This is a genomic window from Candidatus Pantoea communis (assembly GCF_011752685.1).
Taxonomy (GTDB): domain Bacteria; phylum Pseudomonadota; class Gammaproteobacteria; order Enterobacterales; family Enterobacteriaceae; genus Pantoea; species Pantoea communis.
Window position 1 is genome coordinate 617,248 of record NZ_VWXC01000001.1, and the last position, 19,710, is coordinate 636,957.

Annotated in this window: 23 protein-coding genes; 12 read left to right on the forward strand and 11 right to left on the reverse strand. The window is 53.5% G+C overall.

The genetic code is table 11. From position 1 onward, the window contains the following. Positions 1-51: 51 nt before the first annotated feature. Positions 52-273, reverse strand: coding sequence for a YgdI/YgdR family lipoprotein (locus F3J37_RS03180; protein WP_058962298.1), 222 nt, complete (start codon positions 271-273; stop codon positions 52-54). Positions 274-448: 175 nt separating this feature from the next. Further along, positions 449-628: a hypothetical protein gene (locus F3J37_RS03185; RefSeq protein WP_034821992.1), complete on the reverse strand. Its 180-nt coding sequence runs from the start codon at positions 626-628 to the stop codon at positions 449-451. A gap of 202 nt (positions 629-830) precedes the next feature. On the opposite strand from F3J37_RS03185, the gene F3J37_RS03190 reads away from it, so the two are divergent. Continuing rightward, positions 831-1,160, forward strand: a complete 330-nt coding sequence (locus F3J37_RS03190) for a hypothetical protein (RefSeq protein ID WP_034821995.1) — start codon at positions 831-833, stop codon at positions 1,158-1,160. A 60-nt stretch (positions 1,161-1,220) separates the two neighbouring features. Beyond that, positions 1,221-1,772 (forward strand): hypothetical protein, encoded by a 552-nt coding sequence (locus tag F3J37_RS03195; protein WP_034821998.1) that lies wholly within the window; start codon positions 1,221-1,223, stop codon positions 1,770-1,772. Between the two features lie 25 nt (positions 1,773-1,797). On the opposite strand, the gene F3J37_RS03200 is transcribed toward F3J37_RS03195, so the two are convergent. Further along, positions 1,798-2,004: a DUF2767 family protein gene (locus F3J37_RS03200; RefSeq protein ID WP_034822002.1), complete on the reverse strand. Its 207-nt coding sequence runs from the start codon at positions 2,002-2,004 to the stop codon at positions 1,798-1,800. Between the two features lie 183 nt (positions 2,005-2,187). Here F3J37_RS03200 and F3J37_RS03205 point away from each other — a divergent pair, with 183 nt between their 5' ends. Beyond that, positions 2,188-2,436, forward strand: a complete 249-nt coding sequence (locus tag F3J37_RS03205) for a DUF883 family protein (RefSeq protein WP_034822005.1) — start codon at positions 2,188-2,190, stop codon at positions 2,434-2,436. 33 nt (positions 2,437-2,469) lie between these two features. Here the strand turns inward: F3J37_RS03205 and F3J37_RS03210 are convergent, their stop codons facing one another. Both F3J37_RS03210 and F3J37_RS03215 read right to left on the reverse strand, forming a co-directional pair. Beyond that, the gene (locus tag F3J37_RS03210; protein ID WP_166931777.1) at positions 2,470-2,667 is read right to left on the reverse strand and encodes a hypothetical protein; all 198 of its coding nucleotides are present in this window, start codon (positions 2,665-2,667) and stop codon (positions 2,470-2,472) included. A gap of 100 nt (positions 2,668-2,767) precedes the next feature. Then, entirely contained in the window at positions 2,768-2,965 is a 198-nt protein-coding gene (locus F3J37_RS03215) for a DUF6404 family protein (protein ID WP_034822012.1), read from the reverse strand. 206 nt (positions 2,966-3,171) lie between these two features. On the opposite strand from F3J37_RS03215, the gene F3J37_RS03220 reads away from it, so the two are divergent. Further along, complete coding sequence (locus F3J37_RS03220) at positions 3,172-4,428, forward strand: mechanosensitive ion channel family protein (protein ID WP_045813885.1); 1,257 nt, start codon at positions 3,172-3,174, stop codon at positions 4,426-4,428. 59 nt (positions 4,429-4,487) lie between these two features. On the opposite strand, the gene icd is transcribed toward F3J37_RS03220, so the two are convergent. Then, entirely contained in the window at positions 4,488-5,738 is a 1,251-nt protein-coding gene (icd, locus tag F3J37_RS03225) for an NADP-dependent isocitrate dehydrogenase (protein WP_038647536.1), read from the reverse strand. A 101-nt stretch (positions 5,739-5,839) separates the two neighbouring features. On the opposite strand from icd, the gene rluE reads away from it, so the two are divergent. From rluE to F3J37_RS03265, 8 genes are all read left to right on the forward strand, one after another. Continuing rightward, positions 5,840-6,508, forward strand: a complete 669-nt coding sequence (gene rluE, locus F3J37_RS03230) for a 23S rRNA pseudouridine(2457) synthase RluE (protein ID WP_205298842.1) — start codon at positions 5,840-5,842, stop codon at positions 6,506-6,508. Between the two features lie 45 nt (positions 6,509-6,553). Further along, complete coding sequence (locus tag F3J37_RS03235; protein WP_038647540.1) at positions 6,554-7,027, forward strand: NUDIX domain-containing protein; 474 nt, start codon at positions 6,554-6,556, stop codon at positions 7,025-7,027. 41 nt (positions 7,028-7,068) lie between these two features. Next, positions 7,069-8,181, forward strand: a complete 1,113-nt coding sequence (mnmA, locus tag F3J37_RS03240; RefSeq protein ID WP_038647542.1) for a tRNA 2-thiouridine(34) synthase MnmA — start codon at positions 7,069-7,071, stop codon at positions 8,179-8,181. Positions 8,182-8,216: 35 nt separating this feature from the next. Further along, on the forward strand, positions 8,217-8,858 hold the full coding sequence (gene hflD, locus F3J37_RS03245) for a high frequency lysogenization protein HflD (RefSeq protein WP_034822031.1): 642 nt from the start codon (positions 8,217-8,219) through the stop codon (positions 8,856-8,858). A gap of 44 nt (positions 8,859-8,902) precedes the next feature. After that, on the forward strand, positions 8,903-10,273 hold the full coding sequence (purB, locus tag F3J37_RS03250) for an adenylosuccinate lyase (RefSeq protein WP_034822034.1): 1,371 nt from the start codon (positions 8,903-8,905) through the stop codon (positions 10,271-10,273). Positions 10,274-10,497: 224 nt separating this feature from the next. Beyond that, a complete protein-coding gene (gene phoP, locus F3J37_RS03255) occupies positions 10,498-11,166 on the forward strand; it encodes a two-component system response regulator PhoP (protein WP_034822036.1) in 669 nt (222 codons plus the stop codon). A gap of 3 nt (positions 11,167-11,169) precedes the next feature. Further along, positions 11,170-12,630 (forward strand): two-component system sensor histidine kinase PhoQ, encoded by a 1,461-nt coding sequence (gene phoQ / locus F3J37_RS03260; RefSeq protein ID WP_034822039.1) that lies wholly within the window; start codon positions 11,170-11,172, stop codon positions 12,628-12,630. A gap of 57 nt (positions 12,631-12,687) precedes the next feature. Next, a complete protein-coding gene (locus F3J37_RS03265) occupies positions 12,688-13,809 on the forward strand; it encodes a ribosomal protein uL16 3-hydroxylase (RefSeq protein WP_034822040.1) in 1,122 nt (373 codons plus the stop codon). A gap of 132 nt (positions 13,810-13,941) precedes the next feature. On the opposite strand, the gene pepT is transcribed toward F3J37_RS03265, so the two are convergent. The 5 genes from pepT to lolC all read right to left on the reverse strand — a co-directional run bounded on the left by pepT (position 13,942) and on the right by lolC (position 19,408). Beyond that, on the reverse strand, positions 13,942-15,168 hold the full coding sequence (pepT, locus tag F3J37_RS03270; protein ID WP_038647552.1) for a peptidase T: 1,227 nt from the start codon (positions 15,166-15,168) through the stop codon (positions 13,942-13,944). 119 nt (positions 15,169-15,287) lie between these two features. Continuing rightward, positions 15,288-16,121, reverse strand: coding sequence for a Sir2 family NAD+-dependent deacetylase (gene cobB / locus F3J37_RS03275; RefSeq protein ID WP_034822045.1), 834 nt, complete (start codon positions 16,119-16,121; stop codon positions 15,288-15,290). Positions 16,122-16,270: 149 nt separating this feature from the next. After that, positions 16,271-17,515, reverse strand: a complete 1,245-nt coding sequence (lolE, locus tag F3J37_RS03280; RefSeq protein WP_038647554.1) for a lipoprotein-releasing ABC transporter permease subunit LolE — start codon at positions 17,513-17,515, stop codon at positions 16,271-16,273. Beyond that, the gene (gene lolD / locus F3J37_RS03285; RefSeq protein ID WP_166931779.1) at positions 17,515-18,216 is read right to left on the reverse strand and encodes a lipoprotein-releasing ABC transporter ATP-binding protein LolD; all 702 of its coding nucleotides are present in this window, start codon (positions 18,214-18,216) and stop codon (positions 17,515-17,517) included. The genes lolE and lolD overlap by 1 nt, the downstream gene beginning before the upstream one ends. Beyond that, positions 18,209-19,408 (reverse strand): lipoprotein-releasing ABC transporter permease subunit LolC, encoded by a 1,200-nt coding sequence (lolC, locus tag F3J37_RS03290; RefSeq protein ID WP_166931782.1) that lies wholly within the window; start codon positions 19,406-19,408, stop codon positions 18,209-18,211. Before lolC ends, lolD begins: the two co-directional genes overlap by 8 nt. Positions 19,409-19,710: the final 302 nt, after the last annotated feature.

The following is a 19,710-nucleotide window of genomic DNA, read 5'->3' on the forward strand; positions in this document are numbered from 1 at the left end:
ATAATGGCCCGTTGAGTACGGGCCTGCAAGGATAGAAGGGTAAAGAAAACGTTAGTTAACCGAGTTCATATCTTTGATTTGATTACGGTTTATCTGCTGTTCTTTACCATCAATATCTTTGTAAGTAATCATGCCGGTATCTTCATCCACTTTCGGTTTACCCTGCACCACAATGGTTTGCCCATCGGTGGTGTGCATGACGTGATCGGATGCGCAGCCCGCCAGCAGTAGGCCGAGGCTAAAAGTACCAATTAAAAGCAATGTCTTTTTCATCTCATCCTCCTTTTGGATTCATTGTCAGGTTTAGCACAGCGCGCAGTAATGTGAACCAGGAGAAAGATTAATCTGTGCAGAACAATTGCTGCGCATCAGCCGATATCGACTGAGCAGCAGCTATATTGCATGGATTTCCATCGCAAACGGATGGGGAAGGAATGACCGAAAGGGATTACTCTGCTGCAACCTGTGCGGCGACTAACATTAACGCCAGACCCGCATCTTCCGGATCGAAGCCTTGCATCACTTCTTGTATGGCCGCTACACAGTTCATTACCTGCTTTTTTTTGTCGGCTTCTAATTTATCAATCGCGTGCTGAAGAATCATTAAACTGGCTTCTTCTTCTTTCATAGATTTGCCCTTGTTTTGCTTACCTGATGCGCAACGCTGGCAAGAATAACGTTTATCTGCTACCAAAGTCACCCCTTTACATTCTTACCGCTTAACGATTAAGCAAATGACAAATGGGAAGCGGTGCCAGACCTGCTATGATCAGCATATCAGTGGGCATTGACGGGCCACTGCAAACAAGGAATCGAACCAGGACAGGATCATGTTGCGAATCACGGTAGTACTCACCCTTTTATTATTGGCTGGTTGCAGCTCCACGCCCAAAGGTGTCGACTGCCCGGGCGAAGTCGCGACCATTTATGGACAATCAATGGGGCAGACGCAGGCGCGCATTTTCGATTTGGTGAATGCCTTTACGGTCACGCGTGATGGCGTGGCGGTGAAAAGTGGCACATTGCACTCCAGCGATCGTTTCCAGTATGTCCCTTCTGCCGTGACGCCTGAGGGCTTCACCGCTCAGCGGCTGTCAGATAAGCAATTCCGTCTGATCAACCCTTATCAGAACACGATGATTACCTGGACGTGCCCTTAAACGTGCTTAGCCGGGAAAGATGGTTTATTGTCAGGCTTCCTCACGCTGCGGACCTGTACTATGGAAAAGAGTCTGGACAATAACGGCTACATCGATTTCCCCTTCCCCGCTTCCACCAACGCGGATGGTTCGGTGAATCCTTGTGGATTTGACCTCACGCTGGAGACCGATCGCATCGACGAAATCTCAGCGGGTAAACATTCCGAAAATTTACGGCGTTTACTGGAAGAGGTGAATTTGCAGGAGGGGGTATTTATGACCTTAGCCTGTGACTGGCAGCAGCGTGATGACGGCGTGTGCGGATTTATCGATGTGGCATTACGCCCGGCGCTATCGAGTGGCAGCAGTGAGGAGACGCAAAGTCTGGATCAGGCATTTGAACTCTATCTGAGCCGACAAGAGAAGCAGCACAACATGCAGAGCGGCACCCTGGTCAATTACGCCCGCGCCGTGCTGGATTGGGGCTGGTCACCTTTGCATCAGCGTCATATGCGCTATGAGAAAGTCACCATTCGCTATTATTGTCAGCAAGCCGACGATGCCGAGTGGTGTTTCGATCATCTTCGCCATTTTTTGGTGACCTGGTATCCGGCTTATCGCGGCAATCCCTGAGGGCGTCTCGTGACACCCTTAGGGATTAGGGTTTGACCAGACGAATCGCATGCTCCAGCATCCGCTGTTCGTCGCGTTCATCATGCGCGCGATGATGGCGGGTTCGCTGCAATAAATCGGTGATTTCAGCGCGTTTAGTTTCGTGGCCACATTCGGATAGGACAATCACCGCGTCGCCAATAACCCGACACACTTCATCGTAATCGTCTTCACTTAATACATCACGTTTCATCTCTCCTCCTGGTGTGACACGGCCTGATTTCCGCAAATCAAAAGGCCTGCTACTTCGTTTAAGCCTGGACAGAGTTCAACAATCCTGCAAACCACTGTTACAACCTCGTTGGCCTGCGGGTTGCTGGTCTGAAAATCTGTGACTACGCTGAATCGTAATATTCACAACCAGCAGGGAGTCATCATGACTGATAAAGCGGAAGCAAAATTGAATGAAGCAGCGGGCGCAGTTGAAGAAAAAATCGGGGAATGGACCGGCTCTCGCAAACATCAGGCTAAAGGTGCCGCGCGTCGTTATCCCGCGCAAGCCAGTTATGCTGTGCAGGATGCAGCAGATTGCGTGGTCAAATCGGTACGTGATAATCCGGCAACTGGCCTGGCGGTAGCGGCCAGCATCGGCATTATTGTCGGTTTCCTGCTGGGCAGGAAATAAGCGGCGATAGGGGGGCCTTCCTGGCCCCAACGCTTATTGATGATGACCAGCCTCATCCAACCTTTCCTGAATATATTCATCCGGCGTCTCTGCCACATCAGCCGTGCTGTTATTCACATCCAGATGACGCCCCTGGTGCACAGTGATATTCACTGGCACGTCAGGTAATTGCGCACAGCTGCCAAATGACACCAGTAAAAAGAACCACGCCGCTAATGACGTCTTTGCCATCTTCTCTTCCACCCACACTGTTTTGAGTCGGGCCAGATTGCCTGACAGAGTGCAAATTAGCGTCAGTGCTGCGCAAAGCTGTGTGGGGAGATGTGAGCAATCAGGCTTGCGAACGACGTGCTTTGAAGCGCGCCACCATGGTCATCAATGCCTGATAAATCAATCCAGCGTACAAGCTTTTCACCACCACCATACTGATGGCCTCACCCTGCGCCTGCCACGAAGTGAACCACATGAAAATGCCCCACAGCAGCGAAAACAGCAACCAGCCCTTAACGAATTTGATGACACCTTGCATACCACCTCCAGAATCTGAAGCGCAGAACATAGCGGGTTTTGCCGGAAAAGGCACGACGAGGGGTTCATGGATGCTATCTGTTTCAAAGTTTTGCGAAATGTATTGTCAGGCGCGAACCGCCGTTAAGAAATTGCGCACTTGTCGCATACAGTATGATCACAGTTTGTGATTGAATCCCCGCCAACGTTGTCAGGCATGTTGTGAATATGAATTATTTAAGCGATATCCAGAAATTTATTGAGAGTAACACCCTGCTATCCACCACTTTTAGCTTGCTGCTGCTGGTGATCGCGGGGATGGTGACGCATCTGATCTGCAAATTCTTTGTGGTGAAGGTGGTGCGCAAGGTCTTCTTCAGCACACACAAAAAACAGGTTCCACTCGATAAAGATGTGCGGCTATCTGAAAAGCTCTCAAACTTTATTCCGGTGATCACGGTCTATTACCTGCTGCAGTTTATGCCAGATCTGCCCGAGCATCTGCTGATTGCTATTAAGACTATCTGCGGCATTTTGTTCTTTGTTTATCTGTCGCTGTTCTTCACAGAAGTGCTGGAGATTGTTAACAACTCCTACTCCCGCAAATCAAAGCGTAAGAATCACTCGATCAAGGGCTATATTCAGGTCGGCAAGATCCTGGTGCACATTATTTCGGCGATCATGATTCTGGCCATTATGTCGAATAAATCGCCAGTGATTATTATCTCGAGTTTGGGTGCGGTTGCTGCGGTATTGATGTTGGTGTTCCAGCACACCTTAATGTCGCTGGTGGCGAATATTCAGGTGTCATCCAACGATGTGCTGCAACTTGGTGACTGGATTGAGATGCCGGATAAAGGCATTAGCGGCGAAGTGATTGATATTGCACTGCACACCATTACGCTGCGTAACTGGGATAACACTTTGTCACGCATCCCGACGAAAAACTTCCTCACCGAAACCTACACCAACTGGCAAGCGATGTTCTCCTCCGGCGCGCGCCGTATTATGCGTAGCTTCCACCTCGACCAAATGTCGATTCGCTTTCTCGATCACGAACTCATTCAGCAGATGAGCCAGATTCGCGGTGTTAACGAACAGCTGTCAGCGTTAATGGATGGCCGTGACAGCAATGCAGTGGGCGATCGTTGGTTTGCTGACAACGGTATGACCAACTTGACGGTGTTCCGCAAATATCTCACCGCGTGGCTGTCGCAGCGCGATGATATTAAGCAGGATATGTATATCGTGGTGCGCACCATGAAGCCCTCACCGGAAGGTTTGCCGGTAGAAGTCTATTGCTTCACCTCGTCGATATTTTGGGTCGAGTATGAGAATTCGCAGTCAGCGATATTCGAATATATCTATGCGATTGTCGGCCAGTTTGGGCTGCGCATGTATCAGCATCCGGGCGGCAATGATTTCTGGCGCTTGTCGCAGCAGCATGCGTCATCCGCCAAATCCGTTGAACAGCAGGCCGATTAACTTAGCGCATAAAAAAACGGGAGCCATGGGCTCCCGTCTCAATTTCTGGCTGGCAGAAATTACATGTTCGCGATGATCGCGTCACCAAACTCTGAACATTTCAGCAGTTTAGCGCCGTCCATCAGACGCTCGAAGTCATAGGTCACGGTCTTAGCAGCGATAGCGCCTTCCATGCCTTTAACAATCAGGTCTGCGGCTTCGAACCACTCCATATGACGCAGCATCATTTCTGCGGACAGGATAACGGAACCTGGGTTCACTTTATCCTGACCCGCATACTTAGGCGCCGTACCGTGGGTTGCTTCGAACAGTGCGCACTCGTCACCGATGTTCGCGCCAGGTGCGATACCGATACCACCAACCTGTGCCGCCAGGGCATCAGAGATGTAGTCACCGTTCAGGTTCATACAGGCGATAACGTCGTATTCAGCTGGACGCAACAGGATCTGCTGCAGGAAGGCGTCAGCGATCACGTCTTTAACGATGATCTCTTTGCCAGTGTTTGGATTCTTGAACTTCATCCATGGACCGCCATCGATCAGCTCGCCGCCGAACTCTTCTTTCACCAACTGGTAGCCCCAGTCTTTGAATGAGCCTTCGGTGAACTTCATGATGTTGCCTTTGTGAACCAGGGTCAGAGAATCACGATCGTTGGTGATGGTGTACTCAACCGCAGCACGCACCAGACGTTTAGTGCCCTCTTCAGAGCACGGCTTCACGCCGATACCACACTGCTCAGGGAAGCGAATTTTCTTCACGCCCATCTCTTCGCGCAGGAACTTGATCACTTTGTCCGCTTCTGGCGTGCCCGCTTTCCACTCGATACCCGCATAGATATCTTCTGAGTTTTCACGGAAGATCACCATGTCGGTATCTTCTGGGCGTTTAACCGGGCTTGGAGTGCCGGTGTAGTAGCGAACCGGACGCAGACACACGTACAGATCCAGCTCCTGACGCAGCGCCACGTTCAGAGAACGAATACCGCCGCCAACTGGCGTAGTCAGTGGGCCTTTGATGGCAACGCGGTACTCTTTGATTAAATCGAGGGTTTCTTGCGGCAGCCAGACGTCCTGGCCGTAAAGTTCTACTGATTTCTCACCAGTATAAATTTCCATCCAGGAAATTTTGCGCTCGCCGTTGTAGGCTTTCTTCACAGCGGCATCAACCACTTTCAGCATAACAGGGGAAACATCAACGCCGATGCCATCACCTTCGATGTAAGGAATGACTGGGTTATTCGGAACAGTGAGTTTGCCCTGAACCAGGGTGATTTTTTGACCTTCCGCCGGAACAACTACTTTGCTTTCCATCAACCTCTCCTTCGAGCGATTTTTTGTTAATGATTTGTAAGATGCGGGTCAATACTACTTGAATATTTCCGCTACGCCAATCACCGCAGTTTCGCGTTATAATGCGCCGATTGTTTCTGACTGCAAAGCCCATGCGAAAAACTTCTCAACGAATTCACCAGGATAAGCGTCCAAACACCGCAGCACGCCAGCCCGTGCGCCGTGACACACGTCCAAAAGGACCGCGACGCGTCATACTCTTTAACAAACCTTTCGATGTTTTACCGCAGTTCAGTGATGAAGCGGGACGCCGCACGCTCAAGGATTTCGTGCCGGTTAGCGACGTTTATGCCGCCGGCCGCCTCGATCGCGACAGCGAAGGTTTGATGATTCTGACCAATGATGGCGCGCTACAGGCGCAACTTACGCAGCCCGGAAAGCGCACCGGAAAAATTTATTACGTTCAGGTGGAAGGCGCACCGCAGGAATCAGATTTATCCCTGTTACGCAGCGGTGTCACCCTCAACGATGGGCCAACGTTGCCCGCAGGCGTGGAATTAGTGACCGAGCCAGCGTGGCTGTGGCCGCGCCATCCGCCGATTCGCGAGCGAAAAGCGATTCCCACCAGTTGGTTGAAAATCACCCTGTACGAAGGACGTAACCGTCAGGTGCGGCGCATGACGGCGCATATTGGTTTTCCCACCTTACGCCTGATTCGCTTTGCCATGGGCAAATATCAACTGAACGATTTAGCCCTGGGGGAGTGGCGCGATGTCAGTGCCAACGTTTAGATCACGACTTTTCAATAACTTTTAGTTAACAAATTCGGAGGAAGGATGTTTAAACCTCATGTAACCGTAGCCTGTATTGTGCAGGCACAAGGCGAATTGCTGGTGGTTGAAGAGCGTGTTCACGGCCGTATTACCTGGAATCAGCCGGCGGGCCATCTCGAAGCTGATGAAACGTTGCTCGAAGCCGCACAGCGTGAGTTATTTGAAGAGACGGGAATAGACGCTAAACCTGAGTATTTCCTCGGTGTGCAGCAGTGGATCGCGCCTGACGATACACCTTTTGTGCGTTTCCTGTTTGGCCTCGATCTGCCAGAAAAATGCGAGACGTCCCCGCACGATCGCGACATCGATTGCTGCTGGTGGCTGCCGCCAGAGCAGATTCTGACGGCGAATCGCCTGCGTTCACCGCTGGTCGCTGAGAGTGTACGATTGTGGCAGCAAGGCGCACGTTATCCGCTGCAACTGGTGGCGCCGTTCCAATGGCCGTTTCACGAAGGTGCGCGCCCGGCTTCGGCATGATAGAATGCGCCGCCTGTTTTTATCGTAATTAAGAGTGCGTCATGTCTGACAACAGCCAGAAAAAAGTGATCGTCGGGATGTCCGGCGGCGTCGATTCTTCCGTATCCGCCTGGTTACTGCAACAGCAGGGCTATCAGGTTGAAGGCCTGTTCATGAAGAACTGGGAGGAAGACGACGGCGAGGAGTATTGCACCGCCGCTGATGATCTGGCTGACGCTCAAGCCGTGTGTGACAAACTCGGCATTAAACTGCACAAAATCAACTTCGCGGCTGAGTACTGGGATAACGTGTTCGAACACTTCCTGGAAGAGTACAAAGCGGGCCGCACGCCAAACCCCGATATTCTGTGCAATAAAGAGATCAAATTTAAAGCCTTCCTGGAATTCGCGGCTGAAGATCTCGGTGCAGACTTCATCGCCACCGGTCACTATGTGCGCCGCGCCGATGTGAATGGCACCAGCCAGTTACTGCGCGGTCTCGACGGCAATAAAGATCAGAGTTACTTCCTCTACACCCTGAGCCATGAACAGATTGCGCAAAGCTTGTTCCCGGTGGGTGAACTGGAGAAGCCTGAAGTACGCCGTATCGCTGAAGAACTGGATTTGATCACCGCGAAGAAAAAAGACTCGACCGGCATCTGCTTTATCGGCGAGCGCAAATTCCGCGACTTCCTTGGTCGTTACTTACCTGCACAACCGGGCGAAATCGAAACCGTTGAGGGTGAGATTGTCGGTGAGCACCAGGGGCTGATGTATCACACGCTGGGTCAGCGCAAAGGATTGGGTATTGGTGGTCGCAAAGAGAGCAATGACGATCCCTGGTATGTGGTCGACAAAGACGTCGCACGCAATCGCCTGGTGGTGGCTCAGGGTGCGGAACATCCACGCCTGATGTCTGTGGGCTTGATCGCTCAGCAACTGGATTGGGTTGATCGCCAAACGATGACGGCCCCGTTGCGCTGCACGGTGAAAACCCGTTATCGCCAGACCGATATTCCCTGTGAAATCATTCCGCTCGATAGCAATCGTATTGAAGTGCGTTTTGACGAGCCGGTTGCGGCCGTCACGCCTGGCCAGTCGGCCGTATTTTATCTGGGTGATGTTTGCCTCGGCGGCGGCATTATTGAACAGCGCCTGCCATTGGCAGAAGCCTGAGGTCGGCGCTGCCGACGCGATGACAGGAGTTAAGCGTGGCCAAGAACTATTATGAGATAACGCTCGCGCTGGCGGGTATTTGTCAGTCCGCGCATCTGGTGCAGCAATTAGCGCATCAGGGCAGTTGCAACAATGCCGCATTAACCGTGTCGCTGCGCAGCCTGCTGGATCTGAACCCCGGCTCGACGCTGGCGGTATTTGGCAATGATGAAGCGAATCTGCATCTCGGCCTGGAATCGCTGATGGCGGTGTTGAACAGCGGCAGCCGCCAGGGTGCCGGGGCCGAACTGACACGTTACACCCTGAGCATGATGGTGCTGGAACGTAAACTGCACGGCAACAGCGCAGCACTGAACACGCTCTCTCAGCGCATTGCACAGCTTGATCGCCAACTCGCGCATTACGAGCTGGAATCAGAAACTATTACCAGTGCCATGGCGGGGATTTATGTCGATGTGATCAGCCCGCTGGGTCCGCGCATTCAGGTCACCGGTTCGCCGCAGGTATTACAGAATTCTCAGGTACAAAGCAAAGTACGCGCTACCTTGCTGGCAGGCATTCGTGCCGCTGTGTTGTGGCAGCAGGTTGGCGGTGGCCGCCTGCAGCTAATGTTCTCGCGCCAGCGTCTGCTGCGTGAAGCCAAAACCATTTTATCCCGGCTGGGCCCGGCGTATTAAGCGCCGCCCTGCCCTAATTTGTTAACGATTCAGGAGTTGCACTGATGGAATTATCCTCTCTGACCGCCGTCTCACCTGTCGATGGCCGTTATGGCGATAAAGTCAGCCCGCTGCGCGCCATTTTCAGCGAATACGGTTTGCTGAAATTCCGCGTTGAGGTTGAAGTTCGCTGGTTACAGAAACTGGCTACGACCGCAGAGATCAAGGAAGTTCCTGCATTTGATGCTGACGCAAACGCTTTCCTTGATGCCATTGTCGCCAATTTCAGCGAAGAAGACGCAGCGCGCATCAAAACCATCGAACGCACCACCAACCACGACGTCAAAGCGGTTGAGTACTTCCTGAAAGAAAAAGTGGCTGATGTCCCTGCGCTGCATGCGGTATCCGAGTTCATCCACTTCGCCTGTACTTCTGAAGATATTAACAACCTGTCTCACGCGCTGATGCTGGAAACCGCTCGCCGTGATGTCATCGTGCCTTTCTGGAACAAAATCATCGATGCGGTGAAAGGTCTGGCGCAGGAGTATCGTGATATTCCGCTGCTGTCGCGTACGCATGGCCAACCCGCTACGCCATCCACCATGGGTAAAGAGATGGCTAACGTCGCTTACCGTATGGAACGTCAGCTGCGTCAGTTGAGCAAAATCGAAGTGCTGGGCAAAATCAACGGCGCGGTCGGCAACTACAACGCCCACATCGCTGCGTATCCGGAAGTGGACTGGCATCAGCTGAGCGAGCAGTTTGTCACCTCACTGGGTGTTACCTGGAACCCGTACACCACTCAGATCGAACCGCATGATTACATTGCGGAACTGTTCGATTGCATCGCGCGTTTCAACACCATCCTGATCGACTTTGACCGTGATATCTGGGGTTATGTAGCTCTCAATCACTTCAAGCAGAAAACTATCGCGGGCGAAATTGGCTCTTCCACCATGCCGCATAAAGTGAACCCGATTGACTTCGAAAACTCTGAAGGCAACCTTGGTCTGGCGAATGCGGTGATGCAGCACCTGGCGAGCAAACTGCCGGTTTCCCGCTGGCAGCGCGATCTCACCGACTCTACCGTACTGCGTAACCTCGGCGTCGGCGTGGGCTATGCACTGATCGCTTATCAGGCGACGCTGAAAGGTATCTCCAAGCTGGAAGTGAACCGCGATCGTCTGCTGGACGAACTGGATCACAACTGGGAAGTGCTGGCCGAGCCGATCCAGACCGTGATGCGCCGCTACGGTATCGAGAAGCCATACGAAAAACTGAAAGAGCTGACGCGTGGCAAACGTGTGGATGCAGCCGGTATGCAGGCCTTCATCGACAGTCTCGAACTGCCGGAAGAAGAGAAAGTGCGTCTGAAGCAGATGACACCGGCCAACTATCTCGGCCGCGCCATTCAGATGGTTGATGATTTAAAATAATCATTAAGGGTGTGCCTGTGCGCACACCCTACCCTTTCCCTCAGGCAGTCGAGCACCAGCAAATCGGCAAGTACATCAATCCTTTGTTGCCTGCGTCCGGAATGAATGCTCGCCGCTTTTTGCTGCTGTCGTTCAAACGATGACAATCAAGTGTTGTTCTCTTGTTTAGCTCGCTTAACATATACTCTTGCCATCATCACTGAGTTTGAAGGTAAGGAAATTCTATGCGTGTTCTGGTTGTGGAAGATAATGCACTGCTGCGTCATCATCTCGCCGTGCAGTTACGTGAAATGGGTCATCAGGTGGATGCTGCCGAAGATGCCAAAGAAGCCGACTATTTCCTGCAGGAACACATTCCCGACATTGCGCTGGTCGATTTAGGCTTGCCTGATGAAGATGGCATGTCGTTGATTCGTCGCTGGCGCGGCGATGCTGTGCGTCAACCGATTCTGGTGTTGACGGCACGTGAAGGCTGGCAGGCTAAAGTGGAAGCACTCGAAGCCGGTGCCGATGACTACGTCACCAAACCTTTCCACATCGAAGAAGTCGCTGCACGTTTGCAGGCGCTGATGCGTCGCAACAGTGGACACGCTTCGCAGATCATTGCGATGCCGCCGTTCCAGGTTGATCTGTCACGTCGTGAAGTCACCGTCAATGATGCACCGGTCAAACTCACCGCCTTTGAGTACACCATTGTAGAAACCTTGATCCGCAACGCCGGAAAAGTGGTCAGCAAAGATTCGTTGATGCTGCAACTCTATCCCGATGCCGAACTGCGCGAGAGCCATACCATTGATGTTTTGATGGGGCGCCTGCGTAAAAAGATTCTTGCGCTCCATCCGACCGAAGTGATTAACACCGTGCGCGGCCAGGGCTATCGCTTTGATCTCTGATTTATGAATTGGCTGAATCGCTTACGTCCTTTCTCATTACGCGCCCGGTTTTTACTGGCGACTGCCGCTATTGTCCTGTTTCTGTCGCTCTCCTACGGCATGGTTGCCGTAGTCGGCTATGTGGTGAGTTTCGATAAAAACACCTATCGCGTGATGCGCGGCGAGAGCAACCTGTTCTTCACCCTGGCGCAATGGCAAAACAATAAGCTGACCATTGCCCAGCCAGAGCGGATGACGCTCAATTTCCCGACGCTGGTGTTCATCTACGATGAACACGGCAAGTTGCTGTGGCAGCAGCGTGATGTGCCTGACATCCGCAAAAACATTCGGCGTGAGTGGCTGCTCAAGCCCGATTTTTATGAAATCGACACCACAAATCGCACCAGTCTGGCCGCCATCGGCAACAACTCCGAGGTCAAAGAGCGGTTACATCAACTGGACAGCGACAACAACGACACCTTTACCCACTCGGTCGCCGTCAACCGTTACGATGCCACCACCAACTTACCGGCACTAACCATCGTCGTGGTGGATTCCATCCCTCAGGAACTGCAGCACTCGGATGTGGTGTGGTCATGGTTTAGCTATGTGCTGGCAGCAAACCTGCTGTTAGTGATTCCGCTGCTGTGGCTGGCCGCGCACTGGAGCCTGCGCCCTATTGGTGATTTAACCGCGCAGGTGCGTGAACTGGAAACGGGTCATCGCGAGAATCTGGACGACAATCCACCGCAGGAGTTGCGCAGCCTGGTGCGAAATCTCAACCTGCTGCTGACCAATGAGCGCCAGCGCTACACGCGTTATCGCACCACCCTGTCTGATTTAACGCACAGCCTGAAAACCCCGTTGGCGGTGTTGCAGAGTACCTTGCGCTCCCTGCGCAGCGGCAAGGAGCTCACCGTGGAGCAGGCTGAGCCGGTGATGCTGGAGCAGATTAGCCGTATTTCACAACAAATTGGCTACTACCTGCATCGAGCCAGTATGCAAGCCGATCATAATCCGCTGCAGCGCGATCTGCATTCGGTGTCGGCACTACTGGATAGCCTTTGCTCGGCGCTGAATAAGGTTTATCAGCGCAAAGGTGTCGAAATCACCCTGGATATCTCCCCCGAGTTGACCTTTATCGGCGACCAAAATGACTTTATGGAAGTGCTGGGCAATGTGCTGGATAACGCCTGCAAATACTGCCTGGAATTTATTGAGGTCAGCGCACGACAAACCGACAAGGCACTGCATCTGTTTATTGATGATGACGGCCCCGGCATTCCTGAAAGCAAACGCGATCTGATCTTCGTGCGCGGTCAGCGTGCCGATACGTTACGTCCCGGCCAGGGCCTTGGCTTAGCCGTGGTCCGCGACATCCTCGAACAATACGCCGGTCAGGTGATCGCCAGCACCAGCCCACTAGGCGGTGCCCGCATGGAAGTGATTTTCCAGCGTCAGGAAGTTGAACATCACCGCGAGTAGAAAGGCCTGCGGGCTGTTATACTTGCCTGCATTCATGGCCCTAACCGGAACACTCGTATGGACTATCAGCTCGATATTAACTGGCCCGACTTTATTCAGCGCTACTGGCAAAAACGTCCGGTGGTGCTCAAGCGTGGTTTTAAAAACTTCATTGATCCCATTTCTCCTGATGAGCTGGCGGGTCTGGCGATGGAAAACGAGGTGGACAGCCGCCTGGTGAGCCATAACAACGGCAAATGGCAGGTTAGCCATGGTCCGTTTGAAAGCTATGATCATCTCGGCGAGAGCAACTGGTCGCTGCTGGTGCAGGCGGTTAATCACTGGCATGAACCTTCTGCTGCACTGATGCGCCCGTTCCGCTTCCTGCCTGACTGGCGCATTGACGATCTGATGATCTCTTTTGCCGTTCCGGGCGGCGGCGTAGGCCCGCACTTCGACCAGTATGATGTGTTTATCATTCAGGGCACCGGTCGTCGTCGCTGGCGCGTAGGCGAAAAAGTGCCGATGAAACAGCACTGCCCGCATCCCGATCTGCTTCAGGTTGAGCCGTTTGATGCCATCATCGATGAAGAGATGGAGCCGGGCGACATTCTGTACATTCCACCAGGATTCCCGCATGAGGGTTATTCGCTGGAAAATGCCATCAATTATTCGGTCGGTTTCCGTGCACCTAACGGTCGTGAATTGATTAGTGGCTTCGCTGATTACATGCTGGCGCACGAATTAGGCAGCTATCGTTTCAGCGATCCGGATGTGCCGTCGCGTGATTGCCCGTCACAGATTTTGCCTTCTGAAGTGGAAGGAATTCGTCAGGTGATGCTGGATGTCATTAATCAGCCAGAACAGTTTAATCAGTGGTTTGGTGAGTTTATCTCACAGACACGTCACGAACTGGATATCGCACCTCCTGAGCCGCCGTATCAGCCTGATGAGATTTACGATGCGCTGCAGCAAGGCGATGCGCTGACACGTCTTGGTGGCCTGCGCGTGTTAACGCTGGGCGATGCGGTGTTTGTGAATGGCGAGCGCGTGGCGTGCAGCCATCCGGAAGTGCTGGCGGCACTGGCACACAATCAGGTGTTAACGCTGGAAGATTTCGGCGATGCGCTGGACGATCCGTCGCTGCTGGCACAGCTTGCAGCGCTGGTGAACAGCGGCTACTGGTTCTTTGGTGAGTAATCAGTTGCGCTAAAATCGCGCCTCTTTATCACGGCGCGATTTACCACAGGTGTTTGCCGCGACAGAGACGCTGTTGACTGCGCCGCCACGTAAGATATTGATAAAAGGCCTGCTTAGCAGGCCTTTTTCATACTATTTCTTCTCTGCTGCCAGCGCAGACAAGCGCACAATCACATCCACCGCCTGCGACATCACATTTAATGACGCGAACTCGTGTTTACCGTGGTAGTTATAGCCGCCGGTGAACAGGTTCGGACACGGCAAACCTTTCCACGATAGCGCAGAACCGTCGGTGCCACCGCGAATCGGCTTCACCACCGGTTCAATCCCGCAATCACGAATGGCCTGCAGCGCCAGCTCAATAATCTGCGGATGTGGCTCAACTTTCTCACGCATATTGCGGTAGCTGTCGCTAATCTCTACTTTCACTGAGCATTCAGCCTGCAGCCCCTTCCCAACGCGCGCAGCAATCTCTTCCAGCAGCTGTTTACGCTGTTCATAACTGTCGGCGTCGAAATCACGAATCAAATACATTAATTCGGCATGCTCAACCGTGCCTTTGATGGTATGCAGATGGAAAAAGCCTTCATAACCGTCGGTGAACTGAGGTTTTTCTTTGGCGGGTAGCTCAGCGTGGAAACGCATTGCCAGATCCAGTGCATTCACCATGACGTTTTTCGCACTGCCGGGGTGCACGTTATTGCCGGTGATTTTCACCATCGCGGTAGCCGCATTGAAGTTTTCAAATTCAAATTCGCCGAGGTCGCTGCCATCAATGGTATACGCCCAGTCCGCAGCAAAACCTTCAACGTCGAAATGAGAGGTGCCGCGACCAATCTCTTCATCAGGGGTAAACGCCACACGAATCGCGCCGTGCGGAATATTCTCTTTCACCAGGCGCGCCATCGCCGTCATGATTTCAGCGATACCCGCTTTATCATCTGCGCCCAGCAAGGTTTTGCCATCGGTGGTGATCAGCGTATGGCCAATCAATTTGTGAAGAATCGGGAACATCACCGGCGAGAGGATTTCATCGCCATTGCCCAGCGCAATATCGCCGCCACGGTAGTTTTCGATAATCTGCGGATTGACGTTTTTAGCGGTGAAATCCGGTGACGTATCCATATGCGAGATAAAGCCGATCACCGGCGTCGGCCAGTCAACGTTGGCGGGCAAAGTGCCCATCACGCAGCAGTGATCGCTCAGGGACACATCAACAAATCCCAGTGCAATCAGCTCTTCCTGTAACTGACGCGCCAGCGTCCACTGCCCTTCACTGCTGGGCACCTGACGCGCCTGCGGTTTTGACTGAGTTTCTACGGCCACATAACTGAGAAAACGCTCAAGTAATTGATCCATTTGTCATCCCTCTAAAGAACCTGCGTTATTATCATGGCGCGTGAGGCGCGCCATGTTGCGTCAAATCATTATCCTTCAGGTTAGCGTTCTCAGCGCAAAGTGCTTAACCAGATATCGTCTTACTTATACAGCCCGCGTAGAAAGGTATGCACAAAATCCGGTACCACCTCACTGGCCAAGCCGTACTGGCTTTCCGCGAACTCATTGCCCACCTGACTCGGCTCCAGATTAAGCTCAACGGTATGCGCACCCTGCAGTTTTGCTTCATGCACAAAGCCGGCGGCGGGATAGACATGCCCGGAGGTGCCAATGGCGATAAACAGATTGGCTTTCTCGATCGCCTGATAAATCTCTTCCATGCCGAGCGGCATTTCTCCAAACCACACCACATGCGGACGGAGTCGGGCCGGGAACTGGCAGCAGGTGCAACGATCGTCCGGCTTAACATCTTCCGTCCAATCCAGCACCTGACCACTGCTTTCACAGCGCACTTTTAGCAATTCACCGTGCATATGCAACACGCGCTGACTGCCTGCCCGCTCATGGAGATTATCGATGTTCTGCGTCACCAACAGGAAGTTGTCGCCCAGCACCTGTTCCAGTTCGGCCAACGCTTTGTGCGCGGCATTTGGCTGAATCTCCGGCTGTTGCAACTGACGGCGGCGCGCATTGTAGAATCCTTGCACCAGATCGGGATTACGATGAAATCCTTCTGGTGTGGCAACATCTTCAACCCGATGCTCTTCCCATAATCCGTCGGCAGCGCGGAAGGTTTGAATGCCTGACTCGGCGGAGATGCCAGCGCCGGTCAGTACCACGACGCGCGGTTGCGGGTGCGCAGCCAGTTCAGCTTTGCGATCGCGTTCAAAGATGCGCTGGCGAAAGCGCTGATGCACTTTGCGGCGATTTTTCTTGTCGCGGGCGAGTCGTAGGCGGCGGCGCGGTATGCGCATAAAAGCTCCTTATGCTGCGGTGGTTGTCACCGCATGTCGGGTGTTTGGCTCGGGATAATGGTTCCCGATAATAGCGGCTGCGCATGACGGCTGCATGCCACAGACGCTGAAAATGTGCGCAGCCGCGAAGGCGGCTGCGTTTTTTATCATTACTGTCCGCTCAGTACGCGAGCCGGATCGATTCGACTGGCACGCCGCGCCGGATACCAGCTGGCAATCAGGCTGAGCAGGATGGCGGTCACCAGCACCGAAATCACATCAATCCAGTGCAACTCCGATGGCAGGAAATCAATGAAGTAGATATCCCCCGCCAGCAATTGATGACCGGTAAGATGCTCCAGTCCACGCACGATCGGTGTCAGGTTGAGCGCCACCAGCACACCCACCACGACACCGCTGATGCTGCCGAGCAATCCGGCCAGTAAGCCATACCAGATAAAAATGGCACGGATCAGGCCATCTTTGGCGCCCAATGTGCGCAGCACCGCAATATCACTGCTCTTGTCTTTCACCGCCATTACCAGCGTCGAGACGATATTAAAACAGGCCACGCCAATCACCAGCACCATCGCCAGATACATAATCGCGCGGATCATCTGGATATCGCGGTACATGTAACCGTAGGTGCCAATCCAGCTCTTGATATAGACATAGGAATGCGTGGCTTCACCCGCATCGCGCACCAGTTTTTGCGCCTGGAAGGGATCGCTCATCTTCAGCGCGATGCCACTGACGCTGTCGCCCATATCAAGATATTTTTGCGCATCCGCCAGCGGCACCAGCGCCAGGCTGTGGTCGAGCATCCCGCTGAGTTGCAGAATGCCTGATACCTGCAGACGAATACGTTTCGGTTGCAGCAGCTTATTTTCACCGTCATTGTTCGGGATCATGATGGTGATCCAATCGCCCTGCTTCACGTTAAGCGATTTCGCAATGCCGCCACCGAGGATGATCTGCTGTTTATCCGCGCCAAACTGCTGCCACGCATCGCCATCGACAAAACTCGGCAAGGCGCTTAGCCGCGATTCCTGTTGCGGATCGACACCCTTCACCTGCAACGCCTGCATCTTCGCGCCGCTCTCAATCAAGCCGGTAAAGTTAATGTAAGGCGCCGCTGCAGCGATACCCGGCACCTTTTCAATCGGTGCGATCATCGGCTGCCAGTTGCGGAAAGGCTGATTCACCGGCTCGATTTCACCGTGCGGCACCACGGCCAGAATGCGCTTGTTCAGCTCGCGTTCAAAACCGTTCATCGCGCTCAGGCCAATGATCAACACGGCAACACCCAGGGCGATGCCGATGGTCGAGATGATGGAGATCAGTGAGACCATGCCACCACGCCGCCGACCGCGACTGAAGCGCAGGCCAAGCAGCAGGGATAATGACGAACCCATCAGATGGCTCCCAGCGTCAGATGCTCGCTCAACTGACCGTCGCGCATCTCCATCTGGCGATTCAGACGTTTGGCCAAGTTCAGATCGTGCGTCACCACCAGAAATGCGGTGCCCTGCTGCTGGTTCAGCTCGCCCAGCAGTTTGAAAATCGCATCGGCGTTACGCGCATCCAGGTTACCGGTCGGTTCATCGGCCATCACCAGGCGCGGACGATTCACCAGCGCACGCGCAATAGCCACACGCTGACGTTCACCGCCTGATAACTCAGAAGGACGATGGGCAGCACGTTTTTCCAGTCCTACCGCTGCCAGCATTTCCAGCGCACGCGAGGCAGCTTCCGCTTTGGCGGTTTTACCAATCAGCAGCGGCATTGCGACATTCTCCAACGCCGTGAAATCTGGTAATAGATGGTGAAACTGGTAGATAAAGCCCAGTTCACGATTGCGCAGTTCGGCTTTAGCAGAGGACGACATCGCATTCAGCGACTTGCCGTCAAACACCACGTCTCCCGAGGTCGGTGCATCGAGGCCGCCGAGCAGATGCAGTAAGGTACTTTTACCCGAGCCGGAGCTACCAACGATGGCCGTCAGTTCGCCTGGCTGCAGGCTAAAAGCCACATTGCGCAGCACATCGGTCTGCACGCTGCCTTCCTGATAGCTTTTGCACAGGTCACGACACTGCAACAAAGGGGTATTACTCATAACGTAAAGCCTCAGCGGGTTGAACGGCGGCAGCGCGCCATGACGGATAAAGGGTTGAGAGCAGCGCGACGATCATCGAGACCAGCGCAATCGTGACCACCTGCCAGACGTTGATATCGACCGGCAATGCCGCGCCATCCAGGAACAGGCCAATCACTGGCATCAAATTATTCAGCTGGCTGGCGAGCAGCACGCCGAGCAGCGTACCGAGCAAGGTGCCGATAATGCCGGCACTGGCGCCCTGGACCATAAACACCGCGACGATCTGTCGGCGGGTTAAGCCCTGCGTTTGCAGAATCGCCACTTCGCCCTGCTTTTCCATGATCAGCAGGCCGAGTGAAGTAATGATGTTAAACGCCGCCACCGCGATGATCAGACTCAGCAGCAGCCCCATCATGTTTTTTTCCATGCGCACCGCCTGGAACAGATCGCCTTTGCGCTCGCGCCAGTCTTTCAGCGTCAGGCCATCCGGCAATTTCTGTTCGCTGAAAGCATCCGCATTTAGCGGTTTCTCCAGCCACAAACGCCAGCCGGTGATGTTCCCCAGCGGATAGCGCATCACGCGGGAGGCATCCTGCTGATTCACCAGAATCTGATAAGCATCGACTTCGCTGTTGGCAGCATAGGTGCCTGCGACGGTGAAGATACGCTGACTCGGCAAGCGGCCCACCGGCGTAAACTGGCTCACCGTCGGCACCATCAGACGCAGTTGGTCGCCACGTTTAACGCCCAACTGAGATGCCAGCTGTTCACCGAGAATCACATTGTATTGGCCCGGTTGCAGCACGTTCTGTTGCGTGTTCACAAGATAAGGGGTGAGCGGGTCTTGTTCGTCCGGGTTGATGCCCAGCATCACGCCCACTGAGACATTGCGCGCGCTTTGCAGCACCACATCCGCGGTCGTCAGCGGGGCCACACGCGTGACGCCCTGCAGTTTGAGGCTCTCCGCCGTCACCTGTTGTGGATTGATGCTGCCTTTGTCGCTGGTGACCAACGCTTGCGGCATCAGGCCGAGGATATTGCCCTCCAGCTCACGCTCGAAGCCGTTCATCACCGACAGTACGGTGACCAGCGCCAGCACGCCCAGCGTGATACCGATGGTGGAAAGCCAGGAGACGAAGCGACCGAAGCGGTCTGAGGCACGTCCACGCATGTAGCGCAAACCGATGAATAACGCGACTGGTTGATACATGAGATCCGTCTTGGCAGTTGCCTGAAAATAAGTAGTGGGATGATAAAGGAGCAGCCCTGTTTATGAAACCTCTAACCCTCTGAGTCTGTGGCAAAGTTGCATCCAAATACGTCGCAATCTGCGTCAATGCATAAAATTGCGACAAAATAATGATACTTATTGTGCGTTTATTAGGCATACCCTGCGGTAGACTTCTCCATGTAGCACAAATTTATGTCCAGCCGGCACCGCAGTATGCCCATTTAATCAGCACCGCAGTCAGCCCAAAGATTTCGTGCTGTGGCAAGGCGGCAAGCCTGCTA